The sequence below is a fragment of the Metabacillus idriensis genome, assembly GCF_050483325.1.
Lineage (GTDB): Bacteria > Bacillota > Bacilli > Bacillales > Bacillaceae > Bacillus_P > Bacillus_P idriensis_A.
Window position 1 is genome coordinate 47,019 of the sequence record NZ_JBCMYF010000025.1, and the last position, 23,108, is coordinate 70,126.

Annotated in this window: 20 protein-coding genes; 9 read left to right on the top strand and 11 right to left on the bottom strand. The window is 40.9% G+C overall.

Features of this window, described 5'->3' with window-relative positions; translation table 11 throughout:
* Positions 1–79: 79 nt before the first annotated feature.
* The 3 genes from ABEQ24_RS14750 to fadH form a co-directional block, all read right to left on the bottom strand.
* Entirely contained in the window at positions 80–319 is a 240-nt protein-coding gene (locus ABEQ24_RS14750) for a hypothetical protein (protein ID WP_430007495.1), read from the bottom strand.
* Positions 320–610: 291 nt separating this feature from the next.
* Positions 611–1,828 carry an EAL-associated domain-containing protein gene (locus ABEQ24_RS14755; protein WP_430007496.1) on the bottom strand — a complete coding sequence of 406 codons (1,218 nt, stop codon included), beginning with the start codon at positions 1,826–1,828 and terminating at the stop codon, positions 611–613.
* A 119-nt stretch (positions 1,829–1,947) separates the two neighbouring features.
* Entirely contained in the window at positions 1,948–2,712 is a 765-nt protein-coding gene (fadH, locus tag ABEQ24_RS14760; protein WP_430007497.1) for a 2,4-dienoyl-CoA reductase, read from the bottom strand.
* Positions 2,713–2,930: 218 nt separating this feature from the next.
* Here fadH and ABEQ24_RS14765 point away from each other — a divergent pair, with 218 nt between their 5' ends.
* Positions 2,931–3,740 (top strand): metallophosphoesterase, encoded by an 810-nt coding sequence (locus tag ABEQ24_RS14765; protein ID WP_430007514.1) that lies wholly within the window; start codon positions 2,931–2,933, stop codon positions 3,738–3,740.
* Positions 3,741–3,751: 11 nt separating this feature from the next.
* Here ABEQ24_RS14765 and ABEQ24_RS14770 read toward each other — a convergent pair whose 3' ends face one another.
* The 3 genes from ABEQ24_RS14770 to ppx all read right to left on the bottom strand — a co-directional run bounded on the left by ABEQ24_RS14770 (position 3,752) and on the right by ppx (position 9,798).
* Positions 3,752–5,851 (bottom strand): sensor domain-containing protein, encoded by a 2,100-nt coding sequence (locus ABEQ24_RS14770; RefSeq protein WP_430007498.1) that lies wholly within the window; start codon positions 5,849–5,851, stop codon positions 3,752–3,754.
* A 108-nt stretch (positions 5,852–5,959) separates the two neighbouring features.
* Positions 5,960–8,071 carry an RNA degradosome polyphosphate kinase gene (locus ABEQ24_RS14775; RefSeq protein ID WP_430007499.1) on the bottom strand — a complete coding sequence of 704 codons (2,112 nt, stop codon included), beginning with the start codon at positions 8,069–8,071 and terminating at the stop codon, positions 5,960–5,962.
* A gap of 197 nt (positions 8,072–8,268) precedes the next feature.
* Positions 8,269–9,798 (bottom strand): exopolyphosphatase, encoded by a 1,530-nt coding sequence (ppx, locus tag ABEQ24_RS14780; RefSeq protein WP_430007500.1) that lies wholly within the window; start codon positions 9,796–9,798, stop codon positions 8,269–8,271.
* A 142-nt stretch (positions 9,799–9,940) separates the two neighbouring features.
* On the opposite strand from ppx, the gene ABEQ24_RS14785 reads away from it, so the two are divergent.
* The 4 genes from ABEQ24_RS14785 to ABEQ24_RS14800 all read left to right on the top strand — a co-directional run bounded on the left by ABEQ24_RS14785 (position 9,941) and on the right by ABEQ24_RS14800 (position 14,201).
* Positions 9,941–10,438, top strand: coding sequence for a L,D-transpeptidase family protein (locus ABEQ24_RS14785; protein WP_430007501.1), 498 nt, complete (start codon positions 9,941–9,943; stop codon positions 10,436–10,438).
* A 98-nt stretch (positions 10,439–10,536) separates the two neighbouring features.
* Complete coding sequence (locus ABEQ24_RS14790; RefSeq protein WP_430007502.1) at positions 10,537–11,832, top strand: MFS transporter; 1,296 nt, start codon at positions 10,537–10,539, stop codon at positions 11,830–11,832.
* A 238-nt stretch (positions 11,833–12,070) separates the two neighbouring features.
* Positions 12,071–13,579, top strand: a complete 1,509-nt coding sequence (locus tag ABEQ24_RS14795) for an HD domain-containing phosphohydrolase (RefSeq protein ID WP_430007503.1) — start codon at positions 12,071–12,073, stop codon at positions 13,577–13,579.
* Positions 13,580–13,730: 151 nt separating this feature from the next.
* Positions 13,731–14,201: a YkyB family protein gene (locus ABEQ24_RS14800; protein ID WP_430007504.1), complete on the top strand. Its 471-nt coding sequence runs from the start codon at positions 13,731–13,733 to the stop codon at positions 14,199–14,201.
* A 52-nt stretch (positions 14,202–14,253) separates the two neighbouring features.
* On the opposite strand, the gene ABEQ24_RS14805 is transcribed toward ABEQ24_RS14800, so the two are convergent.
* The 3 genes from ABEQ24_RS14805 to ABEQ24_RS14815 form a co-directional block, all read right to left on the bottom strand.
* Complete coding sequence (locus ABEQ24_RS14805) at positions 14,254–14,796, bottom strand: HD domain-containing protein (protein WP_430007505.1); 543 nt, start codon at positions 14,794–14,796, stop codon at positions 14,254–14,256.
* A gap of 24 nt (positions 14,797–14,820) precedes the next feature.
* On the bottom strand, positions 14,821–15,723 hold the full coding sequence (locus ABEQ24_RS14810; RefSeq protein WP_430007506.1) for a chemotaxis protein: 903 nt from the start codon (positions 15,721–15,723) through the stop codon (positions 14,821–14,823).
* Positions 15,724–15,935: 212 nt separating this feature from the next.
* Positions 15,936–17,255 carry an MFS transporter gene (locus ABEQ24_RS14815; RefSeq protein WP_430007507.1) on the bottom strand — a complete coding sequence of 440 codons (1,320 nt, stop codon included), beginning with the start codon at positions 17,253–17,255 and terminating at the stop codon, positions 15,936–15,938.
* Between the two features lie 230 nt (positions 17,256–17,485).
* Between ABEQ24_RS14815 and ABEQ24_RS14820 the strand changes: the two genes are divergently transcribed.
* Positions 17,486–18,769 (top strand): NCS2 family permease, encoded by a 1,284-nt coding sequence (locus ABEQ24_RS14820; RefSeq protein ID WP_430007508.1) that lies wholly within the window; start codon positions 17,486–17,488, stop codon positions 18,767–18,769.
* Positions 18,770–19,160: 391 nt separating this feature from the next.
* Here the strand turns inward: ABEQ24_RS14820 and ABEQ24_RS14825 are convergent, their stop codons facing one another.
* Complete coding sequence (locus tag ABEQ24_RS14825; protein ID WP_430007509.1) at positions 19,161–19,646, bottom strand: DinB family protein; 486 nt, start codon at positions 19,644–19,646, stop codon at positions 19,161–19,163.
* Between the two features lie 50 nt (positions 19,647–19,696).
* Positions 19,697–20,944 carry an ATP-binding protein gene (locus ABEQ24_RS14830; RefSeq protein WP_430007510.1) on the bottom strand — a complete coding sequence of 416 codons (1,248 nt, stop codon included), beginning with the start codon at positions 20,942–20,944 and terminating at the stop codon, positions 19,697–19,699.
* A gap of 220 nt (positions 20,945–21,164) precedes the next feature.
* Here ABEQ24_RS14830 and ABEQ24_RS14835 point away from each other — a divergent pair, with 220 nt between their 5' ends.
* The 3 genes from ABEQ24_RS14835 (at position 21,165) to ABEQ24_RS14845 (ending at position 22,506) form a co-directional block, all read left to right on the top strand.
* A complete protein-coding gene (locus ABEQ24_RS14835; protein ID WP_430007511.1) occupies positions 21,165–21,722 on the top strand; it encodes a PadR family transcriptional regulator in 558 nt (185 codons plus the stop codon).
* On the top strand, positions 21,712–22,176 hold the full coding sequence (locus tag ABEQ24_RS14840; protein WP_430007512.1) for a GNAT family N-acetyltransferase: 465 nt from the start codon (positions 21,712–21,714) through the stop codon (positions 22,174–22,176). Before ABEQ24_RS14835 ends, ABEQ24_RS14840 begins: the two co-directional genes overlap by 11 nt.
* Before the next feature lie 132 nt (positions 22,177–22,308).
* Positions 22,309–22,506 (top strand): hypothetical protein, encoded by a 198-nt coding sequence (locus ABEQ24_RS14845; protein WP_070877110.1) that lies wholly within the window; start codon positions 22,309–22,311, stop codon positions 22,504–22,506.
* Positions 22,507–23,108: the final 602 nt, after the last annotated feature.

Here is a 23,108-nt window from a genome sequence, read left to right on the forward strand (position 1 = left end):
TTATTCATTACCCTTATTAATGAAGGATAATCCTGAAATTTCAAATCAATAAAAAAACAGCAGCAAACGCCGCTGTTTTTCACCAAGTTCTTGTGAAAGCAAGATAGAAAACAAAGAGCAATAAGAACCCTAGAAAAAAGATCCAAGTAAGAAAAACCGGGTTTCGAAGATAGGGATGCTTTTGAATCTTTTCATTAATTTGTGTATCCATTTCACTTTTCCTTGCATCTACCAGTCTTCCCACGCTGATCGTATAGATAAGTCCTCCCGCAACAATCATGAAAGCTACAATAGCAAGTGCCATCGTGAATTTATCCATTGTGTCACTCCTTATTAAAGTAAGAACATGTACGAAGCGGATATATATTGCCCTTGTGGTGAATTCAGCAAAAAGCCAAACCCGGACTCTTCGGGTGAATTCTTTTCTGCCATACTTGGGCTAACAGTCTGCTCCGCTTTTCTTATTGTCCAGCTTCGCCTAACTCCTCGGCCAGAACGGATCTGGCAGTAAAGGCAAAAAGCGCCTTTTCTGCCGGATCCTTATCTGTCTGCCTGCGCTAACCAGGCGATTCCGCTTTTCTTATTAGAATGACACAACCAAAAGAAATTATTACAAAAGGGCTTCATTTTCGTAAAGGTATGAGTACGGCAAATCCAAAAAAAGATAATGCTGCTGATCGATTGGGTAGGAGAAGGTCCTGATGGTTTCCCCTGTTTCGATGTCGCTGTATAAATCGCTGAAAAATCCTTTTTTCCGGATTTGCATTTTCATGATATTTTCAAGGAAATATGGTCTCCAGCTCCAGTTTTTCTTGTAGTAATCAGGCTGGAAGTCCCATGCTCCGTTCAGTTTGAGAATATTTCCTGATTGCTGAAATCCGTCCCCGTCACAAATGTAGATTCTAAAGCAGCAGTCTGACAAGTGCTGTGATAACTTTGTAATCAGTTCATTAAACGGTATTCCCGGTTTATTCTCTTTTGAAATCAGCACGTGCACTTTTTGATGAAACGCTTCTGAGATTTCATAAAATTGCTGCAGCTTCTTTTTTTCATATTGGATGAATCCATGAAATTCCCGGGCCATTTTTTCTTTAATCATAAATGGTTCAATTAATTCTTCTTTAGGAGTCTGAAGATAATCCCCTTGGAAGTAGCGGCCGCCATTTTTCCATGCATATTGAAATTGAAAATTAACTTCAATTTCTTCGTACAGAATGGTAGCTCCTATTTTCCTTGCCAGAAGAGAAATGGAGTATAATACGTCATGATAGGTCTGCAGGGGTGAAGTTAATCTGAGGGGCTGAAGATCAATTTTCAGGATATTGGGCATCAGCATTCCGATCCGGTCAAGATTGCTGCTTGCTTTTCCTACGTTGTCTACAGCTATTTTAATGCCGTATGTACGATAATAAGTGAATACGTGCGTCAGCTGCCGAATGTCGCCCTTGAATGTGTGCTCTGTTATTTCAATCACGATTCTCTCAAGGTTTCCGCCTTTATCTTTCCATGCAAATAATTGCTCAAGCAGGCTTTCCCCGTGATCAAGCATCAGTAAATTAGCATCCCGGTTTATAAAAATAAGCGTGTCATCTTGTGTTAAGAGAAAAGCATCAAGAGCCAAATGTAAAATGTGATTATCTGCTTCTAACCGGTATTCATCGGGAATGGATTCATCTTTAAAAAAAGGCCCTAAACTTTTCGTTTCCTCTTCCAAATGGATTCTACCGAGAATTTCATACCCGATCACTTTTTGTTCATCTGCGCTGAAAATGGCTTGATAGAACGGTTTTACATGCTCTAAGTTTGTCATAATATCTAAAGGATCCATATGCCATTCCCCACTTTCTCTCTCTTTTTTTGTATGATTATACCACATTTGAATAGACCTTAACGCCAAAGTAAAATGGATTCTCCTGTAAAAAAGAGAATCCATTGGCTTTAAAAATATTAAAAAGGATGCTGATTCAGCCACTGGCCGCCATCCATAGTAATGCATTCGCCATTAATATAGCCGGCTGCATCTGATAAGAGGAAAGATGCAAGTGAAGCAATTTCCTCTGGCGTGCCCAACCTGCCGAGCGGAACACTTTGAAGCGTTCTTTTTGCAGCTTCTTCTGACTGCCAGAGCTTGTCTGCTCCGCCTGTTCTTTCAATCGGGCCAGGTGCGATTGCGTTAACACGGATTCCATATTTTTTGCCCCACTCTACCGCAAGCGTTCTCGTCATGGACAGGACCCCTGCCTTTGCTGCAGCAGAATGGATTACTCCCGCGCCTGCACCCCATGCATATGTAGCAACCATGTTAAGTATGGCACCTTTCTGCTGTTTCTCAATCCAATACTTGCCGGCAGCACTGCTGCAGTAAAACGTCCCATTCAGAACAATATTGATAACTGAGTTCCACCCATTTACTGAAAGCTGCTCAGCCGGGCAAATAAAATTCCCTGCTGCGTTATTGACAAGACCGTCAATACGCCCAAATGCTTCATCTGTTTTTCGGATCAATTCTTCTGACATTTCCGGTACACGGACGTCCATTTGAAAAGGAATAATCTTACCTTCCAAACCCTGCATCTCTTCTTTGGCAGCTTCTAATTTTTCAATCGTTCTGCCTGTTATCACCACATTTGCACCCTGTCTGGCAAAACTTTCTGCCATCGCTTTACCCATCCCGCTTGAACCGCCTGTTACAATCACTACTTTATCCTTCATCAAAAACACCCCCAAAATGAATGACCATTCATATTTTATCATATAATTCTTCTATTTTCTAACTATTTCAACTATTATTTAGTAAAGGACCCGAGTCCGATCTTCTATAAGCTCAATTTCTTTTTATTCAATGGATTAAAATAGATAGTTTGCGGAGGAGGACCACTTTGTCAAATGAAATTTCAAGAAGGGTCTTTCTGAAAAGATTCTTCGGAACAATGGCAGGAGCTTTGATTGCAAGCATCGGCGGCTATGTTTATGCGAAATATATTGAACCAAAACTCATTCAAACAAAAACAGTTGAAATTGCAAGCAGCAAATTACCGACCTCTTTTGCCGGAACAAAAATTGTCCAATTCAGCGACACACATCTTAGCGGGGACTATCCGATCAGTCAGCTCGTTAAGATTGTGAACAAAATAAATCAGCTGTCGCCAGATCTTATTTTCTTTACGGGGGACCTTGTCGATAAGCCGAATCAATATGGGTTTTTGCATCAAATTGCACCTGTTCTAATGAAATTGAAAGCACCATTAGGGAAATTTGCCATCTACGGGAATCATGATCATGGGGGTTATGGAACGGCTGTTTATGAAACCATCATGAAGGAGTCGGATTTCAAGCTGCTAAAAAATAATGGAGAAAAAATCTCTTTGCTTGATGGGGCTTCCATGTTTGTTGGAGGACTGGATGATATGATGCTTGGGAGACCTGATTTTGATCTTACGCTGCGTGGTGCTGACAGCACTCTCTTTACAATTCTATTGGCCCATGAACCTGACGCCGCCCTTGAGGCAAAAAAGTATGCTGTTGATCTTCAGTTATCAGGACATAGCCATGGGGGACAAGTCCAGCTTCCTTTATACGGACCCCTCATTACACCTCCTTTTGCATCCATTTATACGGAAGGACTATATGAAGTGGATGCTATGAAGCTTTATGTAAACCGGGGACTTGGAACGACCAGGCTGCCTTATCGCTTTTTTTCAGTGCCGGAAATTACTGTGTTCACATTAATTAAAAGCTAAAAGGCGCAAGGTTATGAACCTGCGCCTTTAGCTTTAAGATATGTCTGCTCAATTTCATCCGGCGGCAATGGCTTCGAAAAGAAAAACCCCTGACCTTTTTGACAGTTTAATGCTTTTAGATAAGAGTATTGCTCCCGAGTTTCGATTCCTTCTGCAACCACATCAAGTGAAAGACTGTCTGCCAGATGAAGAATTGTTTTGATAATGGCTGCGTCTTTTTCATCTGTCATGACATCTTTGATAAACGATTGATCGATTTTCAGGGAATCAATCGGCAATGTTTTAAGATAGCGGAGAGATGAGAAGCCCCGTCCAAAGTCATCAATGGAAATGGACACACCAAGACCTTTTAACCTCTGCATGGTGACCAGAGCTTCTTCGGGATTTTGCAGTGCGCCCTCTGTAATTTCAAATTCAATTTGATTGGCCTCTATTTGATATGTTTGAAACAAAGATTGAATCATATCTGCCAGATAGTATTGCTGAAATTGCTTTGAAGACAGATTGATAGCGGCTTTTACAGTTCTGTGCCCCTTAAGGTTCCATTCTGAAAGCTGTTTGCACACTTCTTCAATAATCCATTCGCCTATCGGAATCATCAGACCTGATTCTTCCGCAACCGGAATGAATTCTGATGGCGGAACAGAACCAAGTCCCTTGCTGTTCCATCTCAGCAGTACTTCAAAGTTCTTTGTATCCATCGTTTTCAAATCAACCTGAGGCTGATACAAAAGGGAAAATTCGCTGTTTTCAAGTGCTTGCCTGAGACCCGTTTCAATCGCAAGCACACCGCGTGAATTCTGGCTCATTCCGGCGTGATAGGCCTGAAAGCGGCCTCTTCCCTTTTGCTTGACGTCATACAAAGCTATATCTGCATTTGCAATCAGCTGAGCTTCATCACTTCCATTCTCAGGATATATGCTTATCCCGATGCTTGGGCTTATAAAATAAACAAGCCCGCCGAGATGTATTGGTTCGGAAAATAAGTCAAGAATCTGCTGTGCATATTGTTCAGCCAAGATCTTGTCCGCATTTTTGAACAGGAGGATAAATTCGTCTCCTCCATGCCTGTACACTTTATATGATGGAACTGTAAGCGACTTCAGACGGTTACTGACTTCTTTAAGGAGCAGATCGCCAATCGAGTGCCCCATTGTATCATTCAGCATTTTAAAGCGGTCGAGATCGATATACATTAGGGCCAGTTCCAGGGTGGCTTGGTCTTCAAGCAGCCTGTCCAGATCTTTTTTTAATGCGGTCCGGTTTAACAGGCCTGTAAGCGAATCATGATATGCCATATGCTTAATCAGAGAATGATGACGTTTTTGCACAGAAATGTCCTTTGCGATTAAATAAATTCCCTGTATGCGGTTATTTAAGATGATTGGTATGGTCTTAACATGAAGATGCACTTCCTGATTTTTCATTTTGAACTTTGATTCATCTTCAACTGCATTTCCCTTGACTGCTTGAGAAAACAGAGAAGCGATCTTCTCTCTGTCCTGTTCAAACAAGTCAAAAACGGATTTACCGATCAGCGAAATCGTGAACGTTTTTGTTAAATCAATTGCTGCTGGATTGGCAGAGACAATTGCCCCGGTTAAATCCAGCGAAAAGATACTGTCTATATTGTGATCAAACAGTGATTTGTATCTCTGCTGACTTTCAATCAGCTTCTTCTTCTCTGACATCCTTTCAGAAATATCGCGGGTAACGGAAATAATGTAAATGACATCTCCCTTGTCATTCATAATCGGGGTAAGTACAGATTCACCGAATATGACGGATCCATCCATTAGCTGCACTTGATCCTGATAGGAGAAAGGCTGTTTTGTCTGCATTACGACTCTGTACATTTCGAGCAAATGATCGGCTACTTTCTTATCCATCACATCTGACAATGACACACCTTCATACTCTTCCCCAAGCCCTGCATGCTTCACGCCTTCCTCATTTACAAAAACATAGCGCACTTGGTCCTGATCAACCTTCATTAAAAATACAAGGTCTTTTATATGTTCTAAAATGATCGTAAAAATAATCGATTCGATTTTTTCAATATGTCTCTCTGATTGAAAGTCTTCAATGATTGCTTTCTTTAACTTGTTCATAAATCCTCGTCCTACTTTTATCTCATTTTTCTTAATAGTAACACAAGGAGTTCTTTAAAACCTTCTCTTTTTTCAGACGAAAAAAGAGTGCTCGCGCACCCTTAATCATCATTCTTCGTCTTCTGATACCCGGTATGAAAGCTGTGCAAGAATGGCCTGGCTGTCGATTTCAGGTTCATCAGCCTCTCTTGAGACATATCGGTAGTTCCCGGAGCGATCTTGCTCGCGCGCTTTTACATTGTCTGTCAGCATGATAGACAAGAAATTTGATATTCTTGATTTTATGCTGCCGTCAAAAACAGGAAAAAGAATTTCGACACGCTTCTCCATATTTCTGGTCATCATGTCTGCAGATGAGAGGAACATTTTCTCTTCTCCGTTATGATGAAAATAATAGATTCTGCTGTGCTCAAGAAATCTCCCGACAATGCTCCGCACTTTAATATTTTCGCTGATGCCTTTAATACCTGGTCTTAAACAGCAGGTTCCTCTTACAATCAAGTTTATATTCACACCTGCATTTGATGCTTCATAAAGTTTCATGATAATTACTTTGTCTGTAAGTGAATTCATCTTGGCAATGATTCTGCCATTTCCGTGGTGCTTGTGATAGTCCATTTCACGATCGACAAGCTCCAAAAAGTCGCTGCGTATGTCAAACGGGGCTACAGAAATATGGTGAAATTCCGGTTTTTCAGTATAACCGCTCAAATAATTAAAGAAATTGGTGGCGTCAATTCCGTACTTATGGTTGGAAGTGATTAAACTCATATCCGTATAGATTTTTGCTGTCTGATCATTGTAATTGCCAGTTCCTAAGTGGACAAACCGCTCAATTCGGCTGTTTTTCCGTCTTACAACAAGTGTAATCTTGCTGTGTGTTTTTAAGTAGGTCATTCCGTAAATCACATGGCAGCCTGCTTTTTCAAGCTCTTTTGCCCATTGAACGTTATTCTCTTCATCAAAGCGCGCCTTCAGTTCAACAAGCACGGTCACCTGCTTTCCTTTTTCCGCTGCGCGCTTCAGTGCCTCAATTACAGGCGAACCCCCGCTTACTCTATAAAGTGTCTGCTTGATAGCAAGCACATCCGGATCATCTGCCGCATCCAAAACAAAATCAATAACAGGTTCAAATGACTCATATGGATGGTGCAAAAATAAATCCTGGGCAGCTGCAACTTCAAAGATATCATCATTTGAGGATAAATCCTTCGGAGGCTGAGGGATGAATGTTTCGTATGTAAGATGATCGAATCTTGTGCAGAGCTCTTTATAAAAACTGAATAAAAAAGTGAAGTCAAGCGGCCCGTCAATCTCATAAACATCGTTTTTATGAATTTCTAATTCTTCGAGAAGATAAGACATCATTTGAGAATCATAGAAATCCTTTCTCACTTCAAGACGGACGGCAGCTCCCCATTTTCTTTTCTTCAGTTCTTTTTCAATTTCTTTAAGAAGGTCCCTGGCGCCTTCTTCATGGATTGTCATATCTGCATTGCGTGTGATTCTGAACGGGGTGACGGAAAGGACGTCAAATCCGTGAAACAGTTTATAAATATAATAGGCAATAATATCTTCGAGAAGAACATATTCATGCCCACCCTCAGGCGGAGAAATGGAAACGAAGCGTTCTAATACAGCAGGCACTTGAACAATAGCGGTTTTCGTGCGGTATTCAATTGATTCGTTTTGATCTTCGAGCTTGATGACCAGGTTGAGGCTCTTGTTCAGCAGCATCGGAAATGGACGATATGCATCAACAGCCATTGGAGTTAGAACAGGAAAAATATGTTCGTCAAAATATTGCTCTATGACCTTTTTTTGATGAGGAGATAAACTTCTGACGGTAGCAAACGCAACGCCTTCTTTTTTTAAAGCAGGCACGATCATCTGATTGAATGTGCGGGTTTGCAGCTCTACAAGCGAATGATTCTGTTCGGCTATTTGCGACAGCTGCTGTTTTGGGGTAAGTCCTGCTTTGTTTTCAGGCTTGCTGAAGCCTGCTTTCACCTGATCCTTAAGCCCTGCGACCCGGACCATGAAGAATTCATCGAGGTTAGAGCTGAAAATCGCGAGGAACTTCAGCCTCTCAAGCAGGGGATTTCGTTCATCAATGGCTTCTTCTAATACTCGTTTATTAAAAGCAAGCCAGCTTAATTCGCGGTTGTTGTAATAAAGAGGGTTACCAAGCAATATCTGATCGATGTTTATTGTGCTCATGTAAAAAGTCACCCTTTTAAATTAGTCATTTGGATACACCAGTTATGATAGCACTTGGGAAAGACGAGGATGTAAATTTATTGTAATTATTGTATGTGGTTTTTGTAAATTTAATATCAAGAAAAGGATTGACATACTAGGTTATTAAGCCAGATTGACAACATTAGTGATTCCAATCTGGCCTGGGAATGCGCATTTCAGCTTTCCTGAAAATGAAATACGATGTTTTTCTTCAGGATCTTTTCTAAATTCTTTTTTTGCTTCTCTGCCTGATATTCTTCAGGACTGTAATTCTCATTACACATGACTGAACATTTTACATGTTCATCTTCTTCTTCAAGCTTCAGCGTATTGATGATATTTCTTTTTGTAGCATTTAAGCTGTACGCGAGCTTGATGATTGCGCCAAGCAGCATCATATTCCTCTGTTCTAATTTAGAGAACCAGTGTTTATAAGGCGAACCATATTGTTTGAACGCTGACTTGCTTTTAAAAGAAGCAATCAGTGCGAGCTGCAGCCTTTCCTTGTGAAGAAGACCATCGATTGTCCGGTTGGCAATTAAATAAAAAGTATGCTGGCTGCTGGATTCAGAATCAATATATTGACCAAGATTATAAACAAATGATGCTCTTCTGATTAAGATAATATCGGCATCTGAGCAAGAGATCAGACCTGTCTCAGCAAGGTCTTTATACAGTTTTACCGCAATCTTGGTTACATACTGAACGTGATGGATGTCGATATCATAATCACTGAGCAGCTCATGAAAACTTTCTTCAATTACACTCGGGAATATGGCCGAGCCAGTTCCCTTCCTCAAGTCTTCATAAAAAATACCGTCTCTAAGACCTTTTCTGCTTAAAATAAAATTGTCGGCGCGAACGATTTCGTACAGTGCTGTAAAAACATGAGCAGCCGGGATGATTGTATCTGCACGGTCTTTTGATAATCCGTCTGCTCTTTGCAGTTCATCAAGCGTTAAAGCAGATAAAAAGTGCTGAACATCTGTCAGATTTCTATGATTCATTTCGTACAGGTGAACCCCTGCAAGCGGATATTCCTGCATGGCCTGATGAATTTGCACGATGTTCCTCGCACTCCCGCCGATAGCAATAATCGGCAATTCTTTATTTAATAGCCATGGCAGCGTATGAAATTCCCTTGAGAGGAACTGCTTTAATTCTTCTACTTCTTTTTCAGTCGGAATTTCCTGCTTCACAAAATATTTTTTAAGGGAAAGAGCGCCAAACGGAAAACTGTGATAATGAATCAGTTTTCTATTTTCGAAGTATGTAATTTCTGTGCTTCCCCCGCCGATATCTATTGTAATTCCGCTGCTGATCTGAGTGGAATTGACAACTGCTAAAAACCCATAATACGCTTCCTCAAATTCAGACAGAATCCGGATTGAAAAATCGGTTTCTGCTTGAACCTTCGCCAAGATGGCTTCTCTATTTTCTGACTGTCTGATCGTTGCTGTGGCAACACATTTTACGTTTTTCAGATCATGATGTCTTGTCACTTCCTGAAAACTGTGAAGAGCTGAAACTAAAACCTTGATTCCTTCGTCATTTAAGAAGGAGTCATCATTTAAATAATTTCGGAGCCGTGCAGCAATTTTTACATTTTCAATTTCTTTTAAACGCTGACTTTTATCGCGCTGGTAGATAACTAGCCTCATTGTATTTGAACCAATATCGATGATGGCATATTTTTCTTTAATCAAATTCGTTCAACTCCTCTGAATATACAAAAAATTATATCACAGCATGCCAATTCTCATCTATTCCGGCCAGACAACAAATACTCTGTTCAGACATAAGCTGTAGAACAGACAGTCAAAATTAAGTTAAAGCGGTGAATTGTCTATGGTCCATCTAGTAAAACCAGGTGAAACTCTGAACACAATTGCACTCAATTACCGGGTCAGCCCTGCTGTTCTAATCAGAGTCAATAATCTGCCTGATCCAAATGTGCTGTTTGTCGGACAGCCAATTCTTATTCCGGGCCTGCCTGAGCCTTCATCTATCCCGTATACAATTTCTGTCTCAGTCGGCAAGAGAACGCTGACTCTCTATAATAGAGGACAAGTGATAAAGGTTTATCCGATTGCTGTAGGGAAAATACTGAGCGGCACGCCCATCGGCGATTTTGTCATTGTAAACCGGGAACCTAATCCGGGCGGCCCCTTTGGAGTCCTTTGGCTGAGTCTGTCTAAAATCCATTACGGCATACATGGCACAAATGATCCAAGCTCCATCGGCAAAGCAGTCTCTAGGGGATGTATTCGTATGCAAAACCGGGATGTACTTGAACTGGGGTCGACTGTTCCAAACGGTACAAGGGTTACTATAAGACCGAATTAGGAATTAGTATTTTTTTACAAAAACTTCATATTAAAATAATCTTTTTTCTATTATAATAACTACTGTGACCTATATCCTGCAAAATAAGGAGCTGCGTGATGAAAATCTTTGAAAACAGAAATTTTGTGAAGCTCTTTTTTGCTGCTTTGGCATCACAAATGGGCACGACAATCGGGAATATGGCTTTTGCCTTTTATTTGCTGGACCGATTCAGCCATCAGCCTTCTTTTGCGACAATGGCTGAGCTCATGTATTCCCTTCCGACTTTATTTGTTTTCTTCCTGGTCGGTGTTGTAGCTGACAGATTTGACCGAAAAAAAGTAGCTGAAAATTGTGATTGGATCAGAGCTTTTCTTACAGTCTTTCTTTTTGGTTCATTATTCTTAAATTCCATCCCGCTCGTGTTTTTCTTATTATTCCTCCGGAGTGCGGTTACGAAGTTTTTTTATCCTGCAGAAGCAAGCCTTGTACAAAGTATTTTAAACAAAGATCAATATGCCCAGGCAGCTGGTCTGAATCAGATGCTCTTCAGTATCTTCATGGTTTTTGGTGTCGGACTCGGGGCTCTGGCCTATAAAACAATTGGACTGCATGGAGCTGTAGCTGTTGATTTTTTCAGTTTTATCATCTCTGCCGTCCTGATTCGAAAATGCAAAATCCCGATGGAAGCAAGGCTTCCAAATGGAAAAATAAAATGGAAAGATTTCAGCATCGGAGCCTCTTACAGAGACTTCAAGGATGGAATCCTTTATATTGCAAGAAATAAATTATTAGCTTCACTGATTTTCGGATTTTTTGTTTTTGGCTTTGTAAACGGAGCATTTGCCATTTTGCCGATCTTTACGATGAAGTATGAGCTGTCCCCTGATAATTACGAGAAATATGCTTCCTACTTTGCGATTTCACTTGGAATCGGACTTCTTGCCGGAAGCGGACTCGGCACGTTCCTTTCCTCTAAAATCAAGCCGCATCAGATGATGATTTATCCGATTTTATTGAGCGGCATTTTGATCTGCATATTAGGATTGACTGATCATACTGGCATTTTTTTAGCTGCGGTTTTTTTGATTGGGACATGCATTGGTCCTATCAATATAGCCATTGGCGGCTGGATGCCGAAAATTGTGCATCCTAAGCTGATGGGGAGGGTCAGCGGCTGGATTGATCCTCTCATGATGTTTGCACAATCGATTACCCTCGGGATGATAGCCGTCCTTTTCCCGAAAATTATCAGCAATGTGGAGTATCTCTATTACGGAATGGCGACTGTTATTCTTCTCGTCTTCCTTTTTTACGCACTGACCCTCCCGAAGCTGAGCCGGGAGCTTGAGTATTCGCAAGCTAAAAGACCGCGCCTCGCTTCAAACAGGAAAGGACAAGTTCATATCTCTTAACCGCCATTATGAAAAACACAAGCGCCTGTTTAGCTCCGAAAGCCAGATGGCTGAGGAGCCTATGTGATTCCGATCGCCGCCAAAGCGGAAATTTCTATACATTCTTATCTCTAAAAAAGACAGCACCAGCTGTCTTTTTTGCTTCCCCACCTTTACCTTTTTCAGCAATAACCTGTTAAATTTCCGGATAAATGGCCGATATAATAGAAGAAGTCTGAATTTAAGGTTGTGGCACTGTTTGAACACATATAAAGATTTCTTAAAAAAACTCCTGATTAATTATTTTATTGGATCTTTCATAGCTGTCTTTGGAATCGGCTCTTTATTCATGTTTTCCACTCTAGTCATCTCTGTTCTTGAAATAGGGATTCTGCTGCTTATATTATGTATATCCATTGTTTGCATGGGGCTTTGTGAATGGTATTCCTTCAAAAAGCATATAGATCCGATCAAGCGGGTATTCAAAAATGGCGATTTATCCATTGAAGCCATCGAAAATGCATTCAGACAAACACATCGCTTTCCATTACTTACGGTTTACCGGATTTTCGGACCCCATTTGTTCGGTCTATCAATCCCCGCCGTCTTAATAGCAGCAGTGTTTATCAAGTTTGGTTTGCTCAGTCTTCCGCTTTACTATATTCTTCTGGCCTCAGTGGGTGCAGTCCTTATTGCCGGAATGCACAGCATCATCGAGTTTTTCTTATCATCAAAAGCCGTTAAACCGATGCTGATCGATCTTCGCAATAAAGCACTGATGCTTCACGGGGCAGATTTAACCGCAGAAGCGGAAATCCATATATCCATTCAGCAGAAGGTGCTGTACAGCGCGATTTATATCGGGGTTTTTCCCCTCCTCTTATTTACATTGGCTACACAAATTCGCTTTCAGGAAAATGCCGTTCCCCTTTTATCTGAATATTGGAGCTGGGCTATTTTAATCCTAATGGTGTCTGTCATTTTCGCAGTGTCGGGTGCATTCTTATTGTTTAAAAATATTTCGGAACCGATTGAAAAACTGCAGGATGGTATGTCAGAAGTTGAGCAGGGGATCCTTTCCTACAGAAATGAAGTGTATTCTGATGAATTTTCAAAATTGATAGCAGGCTTTAATAAAATGATCCGGGGGCTTAGAGAACGAGACCAAATTAACAGTCAGCTGCTTGAAAGCCTGTATACTACGCTTGCACTTGCACTCGATGCAAGAGATCCTTATACATCCGGCCATTCAGTCCGTGTAGCGGAGTATTCCGTATTAATAGGCAGAGAAGCAGGATTAAGTGAAGAAAGCCTTGACACCCTCCGCAAATCCGCGCTGCTTCACGATATAGGCAAAATCGGCATTAGGGACAGCATTTTGCTGAAGGAAGGACGGCTGACACACTCGGAATTCGAAGAAATAAAAAAGCATCCGGTCATTGGTGCAGGCATCTTATCAAATGTGCAGCCGGGCGAAATGATGGAGCCGCTCATCCCCGGCGTGAAGTCTCATCATGAACGCTATGACGGCAAAGGTTATCCTGAAGGGCTGTCGGGCGATGATATTCCTTTATACGGCAGAATAATGGCGGTTGCCGATGCCTATGATGCCATGACATCAGACCGCCCCTACAGACGGGGGATGACAGCTGAAAAAGCGCTGTCCATCATCAAGGAAGGGAAAGGCACCCAGTGGGATCCGGTGTTTGCAGAACTATTCCTGAATGTTATGAACAGCCAAAACACGGAAGAATCAAAAACAGTATAAGCGGGAGACAACCGCTTATCCTGTTATATCTTATCCATTTCATGTTTATGAACTCTTTCCAGTACATTTGCTTTTTTTCGAATAAGTTGCATTTTACACATGAAAACGTATAATTTAGAATAAGCATAAAAACAAAAAAAGGAGAGAAAGAATGGACGATCATAATCGAAACCAGCCATTGAAGCCAACAACTGAAAATATTGCCAGAGCGATCTATATTGTGAACCGCCATGCAAAAACAGCTCCGGATCCTAAGTTTTTATATACGCTTAAAAAACGTGCACTTCATAAACTGATGACTGAGGGAAAGGCAAAAAAGGAAGGTCTCCACTTTTCCAATAATCCAAGAAACAGCAAACAGCAATCAGATGTCCTTGTCTCTGCAGGAGAATATTATTTTCATATGCCTCCCACAAAAGAAGACTTCGAAAACCTCCCACATCTTGGTTCACTGAATCAAACGTACCGGAACCCAAAAATTCATTTATCATTAGCAAAAGCTAAAGCGCTGCTGCAGCAGTATGTTGGCATAAGGGAATCAACGCCTGCTGGATCAGCTCCTAAAAAACCTTCTCCTACATACAAAAAACCAGTCTTTAAACGTTTAGGCGAAAGCTACTGACCGTTGTAAATAAGAGCATGATCCATCTCCGGATCATGCTCTTATTATCTGTCTATTTTCTGAAAAACTCCTCAACCAGACGTTTGTACACAAAGAAAAAACTTGGAATCTCTTTAGGTTCAATGTTCATAAAAAGATTTTCAGCAATTGAACGATAATACCATGCCTGTTTGTCTTTGCCGCGGTTAAACATTCTCCAGATATCATCTCCATGCTTCCTGTGTTCCTTCAATAGGCTTTCCAGGTTATCCAGTTTATCAGCAGCTAAAACCGCTTTTTCCTCAATACCGGCAGACTGGACTGATTGTATGGTATGCTGCTTTCTTTCTTCCCACGGCAGTGATTTATCTTCGGTATTAAAAGCAACAAGAGACGCAACATCCGCACCAAATAACTCATTTATTTGCTGTGGTGAAGTTTCCGTATCCTCCACGGCATCGTGCAAGAATCCAGCTGCAACAACTTCTTCTCTGAAACCAGCTTTGAAGAGAATGAGCGCTGTGTTCTCCACATGTGTGAAGTACGGCCCTCCGTTAAGTCTCCGGACCTGCCCTTCATGAGCGGCTTCTGCAAATTGTTTTGCTCTATCTATCAAATTTATGTTGATCACCTGCAATTTTCAAAGAATAAATTGATCAATAATAGTAATCAGTTCAGCAATTTCAGGTTTGCTGACTTGTGCATCAGCACCTACTTTTTGACCTTTATGTTTCAAGTCGTTTGTGATTAAAGACGAAAAAATAATGACCGGCAGTACGGCGAGCTTATTATTTTCTTTCAATCGTTTCGTTAAATGATGCCCGTCCATTTGCGGCATTTCAATATCGGTAATCACAAGCTGAACTTCATCTTTCACTTCCTTGCCCTCTTCAGACAATGCATACAAATACTCATATGCATCTTTCCCATTTTCAAAAAACTCGAGATTCACAAAGCCTGCCTCTTGCAAGGTATCATGAAGAAGCCCTCTCAGTAAAGGAGAATCCTCTGCAATCACAATTCTTTTTTCTGAACGTTCCCGTTTCCCCATTTTTTTCACTTGATCAATATGAATACCTGATTCGGGATTCAATTCCACCATCATTTTCTCAAAATCAGGCAGCAGAATCATCTCGCCCATCCATTTCACAACACCTGTTATTTGACTTTCAAGTCCCTGATAAAGCCTTGATGGCTTTTCGATTAAACTCCATGAAATCCGGTGAATTTGTGTCACACTGTGAACATGAAAGATGACTTTTTGCTGATTAAACTCGGTCACAATCAGCTTATCTGACTGCGGATTTTCACTTTGACCAAGTCCAAGAGCTTTTGCTGCATCGACGACTGGCAGTACTTCTCCCCTAAGCTCAGTGATCCCTTCCACATTTGGATGGGCATGTGGAACCTTTGTGATGCTTTGGAGCTGAATAATTTCTTTTACTTTTATCACATTAATGCCAAATTTCAGCCCAGCAACTGTAAATTCGACGATTTCTAGTTCATTTGTTCCGCTTTCTAATAAAATTTCGGTTTGCTGCATTGTATTCTTCCTCTCTCCGTAAAAAATAACCATATAAGCTTATTATCGGACTGTCTCCTTTTTTATAAAGGAAACAAGATAAAAAGCTTGAGACGGCTCTCAAGCTTTTTATTAGAGGCAGTGTTTGGCGGCTCATCTGCATGGCTGCAGAGAAAAGGGTCCTTGCAATGGAAGATCCCAAAGAATCTCACCCGGCATTAATAATGGTACAGCTATTTATTATCATGCGGGACAAATGAATGAACAATCAGCCCTATCAAAGCAAGGACCATTAGAGATCCGATGGCAATCCTGCTTGCGATATCGCCGTAATCTGCCAGCACAAGCGTAATCGTCCCGTACAAGAGCGGTCCAGCAATAGATGAGACTTTGCCGGAAAAAGCAAAAAGTCCAAAAAACTGACCTCTCTTCTCTTTTGGAGTCAATTCAACTATAAAAGTTCTGGATGTAACCCACATTGCACCAAGGGAGACACCAAATAAACTGCCCGCAATCCAGAACATCTGCGGATTGACAGCAAATGCTGCAAATGCAAGAGCAATTAGAAGAATAACGGCCACAAGTGTAATGCTTCTTTTCGTCCCGATTGACTTTGTAATGTACCCAAAAACAAAAGAACCTGCGATGCTTGCAACTGTAGAGACGAGATATAGAAGGATAAACTCGCCTGTTGAAAATCCGACAATGGCCTTTGAATAAATAGCCATCATCGCTATCGCTGTAGCAATCGCATCGTTTAAAAAGAAGTAAGCAATCATGAACAGAAATGCCGCCCTATGTGTTCGCATATCTTTAAATGTTTGATAAATTTCCTTATAGCCGCTAAGAAATGATGACTTTTTCTGACCCTGCAAAACCTGCTCTTCTTTTACAAAAAGAAATAATGGCACCGAAAATAGGAGAAACAGCAGTGCTGTCGGAATAAAAGCATGATGATAACCGGAATCTCCAATTAAAGGATACACCGTTAATCCAACCAGCGTCCCTACATAACCAACCGCGACTCCAAAACCTGAAATTAAAGGAATTTCTTTCTGTGTTCCAAGATCCGATATCATTGAATCGTAGAAAATCAAACTGGAATGGTAAAAAAATTTCGCAATGATAAACAGCAAAATGACAAACACTAATGCCAGGGGAAGGCCAAATACGGTTTGGGAAAAACGTGTCATAGCAAAGACGCCCATTAATATGGTGCAGGCAACAGTTATAAGGGTAAATGGAAGAATATATCGTTTTTTTCTGCCAGATCTGTCAATCATCACGCCGAACAGCGGTGAAAAAAGAACAAGGAAAAAGCTTGCAGCAGCATTGGCATATGAGATAAATGTGCTTGCTATTTGATCCAGTCGTTCGTTTTCACCAATCACTTCCTGCAAATAAAAAGGAAAAAAGATGGTCGTAATGTTGGAAGAAAAAATGGTGTTGGCAAAATCATAAAGCGCCCATGACAGGATCGGAAGGGAAAAATAAAGATGCCATGCTCTCTGCTGTTTTTTTAACACATCCGGCTGTTGATCTAATTGCGCCATACAAGTTCCCCCATACTTTATTTAGTTTTATTCCCATATAAATTCTTTGCCTGAACTGAAACTCCCTGCTTATTTACAAATATTTAACATGCAGGGCAGATATAGCCTAAAAATAACAAATAAAGATAATGCACAAAGTTCCCCGGCTTGATATAATGCTATATGTGAATCGGCTTTTGCCGATTGTACGGGTTGGGTCGAGGGTTACTTTACAAGGAAGGTTTTAAAAATTGCATAAGTACTTTCAGCTTAAGCAACATGACACGACTGTCAAAAAAGAGCTGCTTGCAGGAATTGTTTCCTTCTTTACCATTGTGTACATTGTTGTCGTAAATGGAGCGATTCTCGCTGACGCCGGCATTCCGATTGAAGCAGGTATCATTGCAACTATCTTAACTTCATTTGCTGGCTGCATTTTAATGGGCTTTATCGGCAATACTCCCATCATTCTTGTTCCGGGAATGGGTGTCAATGCATTATTTACGTACACAATCTGCGGATCGATGGGGCTTTCATGGCAAGAAGGACTTGCCGTTGTCTTTGTATCCGGCATTCTTTTCGCCATCGTTGCGTTTACAAAGCTCTCAGGCATTATCAGCGCTTCTATTCCAAATTCGCTGAAAGAAGCCATTACGGTTGGAATCGGTATTTTCCTTACATTCATTGGTCTTCAAAAAGGCGGCATTGTAACAGGCAGCGACACGACATTTGTTAAATTGGGCGACTTTACAGATCCCCATGTGATTGTCACACTGATTACCCTGATTATTACGATTACTTTGTTTGCGCGAAACATTCCAGGAAATTTCTTAATCAGCATTCTGCTTGGTACAGCCATTGCTGCAGGATTCGGCTTGATTAACAGCACACAAGGTCCGGCATCTGCATTTTCAATGAGTTCTTATTTTGAAGTCTTCGGTGCGATGTCTTTTGAAAAAATAGCGGATCTCGCCTTTTGGACAGCAACTTTTTCACTGACGATGGTCATCGTTTTTGAAAATATCGGACTTGTTCATGGGCATGTTAACATGATAAACAGACCTGACAGATACAAGGGCTCACTCCGTGCAAATGCGATATCTGCCATAACAGCAGGGCTATTCGGCACAAGTCCCACTGTTAGCACAGTGGAAACAGCGGCTGGAATATCAGCAGGCGGAAGAACTGGATTAACAGCCATTACAACCGGTTTGCTGTTTTTGAGTTCATTGTTCTTTTTGCCTTATATTAAAACGATACCAGACAGTGCCATTGCTCCTATTCTCATTTTAATCGGCGGATTGATGATTCAGAATATCCAAAACATCGATTTGAAAGATTTTACGGAAAGTTTTCCGGCATTCCTGATTATCGCGCTCATTCCACTCACGTACAGCATTGTAGATGGTATGGCTTTTGGATTTATTGCTTACCCGATATTAAAACTGGTCATGAAACGGACAAGAGAAGTAGCGCTGCCTCTATACGTCATCGCGTTATTGTTTCTTGCGAATTTCATTACACATACAATTTAGAAAAGCGGAATCGTCCGGTTAGCTCCGACAGACAGATAAGGATCCGACAGGAAAGGCGCTTTTTGCCTTTTCTGGCGGATCCGTTCTGGCCGAGGAGTTGGACGATGGAGCTGGACAATAGAAAAGCGGAGCCGACTGGTTAGACCCGACAGACAGATAATAAACCGGCAGTGAAGGCGCTTTTTGCCTTTGCTGACGGATTTGTTCTGGCCGAGGGGCTGGGAGGCGGAGCTAGACAATAGAAAAGCGGAATCGCCCGCTAAACACAAGAAAACCGCTCAGGCAGCTGAGCGGTTTTCTTGTGTTTATTTTTTCATTTTTATCAAGATCAAAACCGCACTGAACAAAAAAATCGCACCGGCAGCAGCAAGTGCCTGAATCAGGAAATCTGTCATGCAATCCCGGTGCTTTCATTTTTTTCAAGGAAGGCATCAATTTGGGCTTTATGATGGAGATCATGACCGATAAAATCCTCCATGTAGCTTGCAATCGTAAATAGATGATTACCAATTTTAAAATGAAATTGATGTTCTTCCCCTTCAAATTTAAGAAAGGCATCAACTGCTGCAGAGCGAACCTCTATAAATTCTGCAATTAGTTCATCCTTAGTTATTCCGCTTTTTGCATATTCCGCTGCCCTGTCATTCACACTTTGAAAATCAGGAAAAGGAGCCAGTACGGCATTTTCCTTAAGCTTTCCAAGTCTCTGATCTAATGTAAAACGATCCCAGGCAATTAAATGAGCAACGATTTCTGCTGCAGACCATTTGCCTTCTTGTACAGGTTGAAACCATCCATCATTGCTCATTTGTTTTAATGACAAAATCCAGGAATCATAGTGATTATAATGATTTTTCATTTCCTCCATTGTTTTCATAGAAATCCCCCCTATTACTCACTTCTCCGCGAACATACGTTTCTCCTTCCTTACTGAAACAAATGGAGACATATTGTCACAGTTGTTCCTTTGCCAATCTCGCTTTCATACTCAACCGTGCCCTTCATTTCACGTATAAGCCGGTTTGTAATCATGGAGCCAAGGCCTGTCCCTTTTGATTTTGTCGTATAAAACGGCAGGCCTAAATGCTGCAGCTCCTCTTCTGTCATACCTTTACCGGCATCCTTTATAACAATGCTCACAGTACCGTTCACATAATTCGTTTTTTTAGTAATTTGAATATCACCGCCGTTCTCCATGGCTTCTATTCCATTTTTAATCACATTCATTAAAGATTGCTTTAAAAGCGCAATATCGCCATATACCGAACTTTTTTCTTCGCTATCATAAGTTAACGTCACATTTGAATAAGATCCCAGAGGTTTTAAAAGCACAATGATGTCCTCTAAGACTCCATCAATTTCTATTTTGGTCAATTCATGATGATGGGGCTTAGCAAGCTGTAAATAGTCTGTGATAATCTTATTCGTGCGGTCTAATTCATCAAGAATTAAGGGTGAAAATTTCCTTAAATTTTCATCCTTTGTATCCTGCTGGATATATTGAATAAACCCTCTGACTGTTGTAATTGGATTTCTGATTTCATGTGCAATCGCAGCAGCCATTTGACCGATTGTCGTCAGTTTATCTACATAAACCATTTCATCAAATTGTTTATTGGTTTTAATCAAGCTCTCAATTATAAAGATCATCGACATATATGAAAGATAAAACGCTAAGAAGTAAACCAAGTAAAATTGAAATTCCAGGAAATTAATATACGTATAGATGATTGTAATATAGACGAGAAAATAGGTGCCTACCACTGCCGTCCCGCTTATGTACTTCATTTTTGATTGAATAAAATGCTTTCTGAACAATAACCCCATTACATAAGCTGCCAGAGTGATGACGATCCCGATCAGGTAGAAGTCTCCCCCGATTAAATATCTTGCAAGGCATGTTACAATAAGGACAATTCCTCCTGAAATCCAGCCTGAATAAAGGGTGACAATCAGGACAAACACCATTCTTAAATCAAAGTAGGTTTCACCCAGTGTTTCAATGGGATACGCCATACAAAGCAGGGCACCAAATGCACTGATCAGCCCATATATGACCCTTTGTTTGACAGAAGGTTTTTGCTTTGTATTAAAAGGAAAAAATAGATTTGCGTTAAAGGTCAGCGAAAACAAAATTGTAATGTTAACGAGTAAAGGTTTAATAATAGATAACACTTAGTTTCCCCCATAAAGGAAATAATTTTTTCAAACACTTTATTTTACAGGATATAGTCAAGAATTGAAAGATTTATAAAAAACATTCATAATCTATTCTTTCCCTATCCTATATATCGTGAATCACGAACTAAAATCATTGCTAAATGGTCAAACTAGACTATATAATTTAAGTAAGCTGAAAAGTGCTTCATCAGCTTCGGTAAAGCGAGGGTACACGATGTCCATGAAATTAGTTATTCTCGGTCTTTTAATGGAACGGGATGCCCATCCTTATGAAATGAAACAAACGATGGAGCAAAGACATATGGATCATTTTATGAAACTGCAAAAAGGATCTCTCTATTACGCCGTCGAGCAGCTTCACAAAAAGGAGTTTATAAAAGTAGTCGATATCATCAAGGATACAAACAGGCCGGATAAAACCATTTATCAAATAACCGACTCCGGAAAAAAGCTGTTTCACAAAATGATTCTTGATGAATTGTCCACAGACTCCAATTTATATCATCCGCTGTTTACTGGCGTAGCGTTTGCCTTGCATGGAAATCAGCAGGAAATAGCTGATATCCTTGAAAAAAGAATGACGTTAACCGCAAAAAGAGTTAGAGAGCTTTCTGGCATTTTAGACTTTTATAAACAATTGCCCAGGGCAGTAATCCATTTAATTAAAGGGTCCATCCTTCACGGAGAAGCTGAGCTTGCCTGGCTCAAAAATTTAATTGCAGATGCCCGTGCAGAAAAACTACAAACACTCGGTGGTGCTGATGAAAATTAGATTATTCGAACCAAAAGACCTGAACACCATTGTCAATCTTTATATAGGGACTGTACATGAAGTCAACCGCAAAGATTATTCCGATATGCATTTGAATGCGCTCGCTCCCCAAAACATGGATTATTACTCAAATTGGAACGATTTGCTGACGGCGAATACAACGCTTTTGGCCACTAAGAACCAAAAGATTATTGGGTTTGGAACTCTGACACATAATGGTGAAATCCACTTTCTGTATTCTCATATGGATTATCAGGGAAAAGGAGCGGCATCCGCTCTGCTTCAGGCTCTCGAAAAAACAGCAATGGAAGCAGATCACAAGGTCCTGTCCGTCAGTACAGGTATTACTGCTAAACCCTTTTTTATTAAAAAAGGATTTACCCTCATTACTGAGCAATACGTTTCGATCGATCCGATGCTTTTTATCAACTATAGAATGAAAAAACAACTGTAAATTTCCTGTAAACGATTTCGTTTTGGCGATTTTATGACAACTTCTTATATTTGTTAGACCACGGCCCCAAACATGGTAAAATACAATCTGTGTTTTAGCTGTTCTATCAATAAAAAAGAAGGTGTTTTTTCGGTGGGAACCGTTTTATTGTTTCATCATAATCAAGAAATGACAATCTTAGAGGATGTAACAGAAGAAAAATATGCAGACTTAAAAAAACAATCCGCATGCGGGACATGCAGCTATAAAATAAATGACCGTGAAATCAAGTTCTCAGAAATTCAATTTACCGTCTGGCAGGAACAGATGGATTGGGATTTTGGGTATTAACAGAAAAGCGGAATCGCCCGTTTAGCTCCGACAGACAGATAAGGATCCGGCTGAAAAGGCGCTTTTTGCCTTTACAGACGGAGCCGTTCTGGCCGAGGAGTTGGGCGATGGAGCTGGACAATGTGTGAAGCTGAAATCCTGGTCAGACCCGACAGACAGATAAGAATCCGGCAGTGAAGGCGCTTTTTGCCTTTACTGCCGGATTTGTTCTGGCCGAGGGGCTAGGAGGCGGAGCTGGACAATGAGAAAAGCGGAATCGCCTGTTTAGCTCCGACAGACAGATAAGGATCCGGCTGAAAAGGCGCTTTTTGCCTTTACAGACGGAGCCGTTCTGGCCGAGGAGTTAGGCGATGGAGCTGGACAATGTGTGAAGCTGAAGTCCTCGTTTGCGCAGACAGACAGATAAGGATCGGCCAGTGAAGACGCTTTTTGCCTTTACTGGTCGATCCGTTCTGGCCGAGGAGTTGGGCGATGGAGCTGGACAATAAGAAAAGCGGAGCCGACTGGTCAGACTCGGGCAGACAGATAAGAATCCGGCAGTGAAGGCGCTTTTTGCCTTTACTGCCGGATTTGTTCTGGCCAAGGGGCTAGGAGGCGGAGCT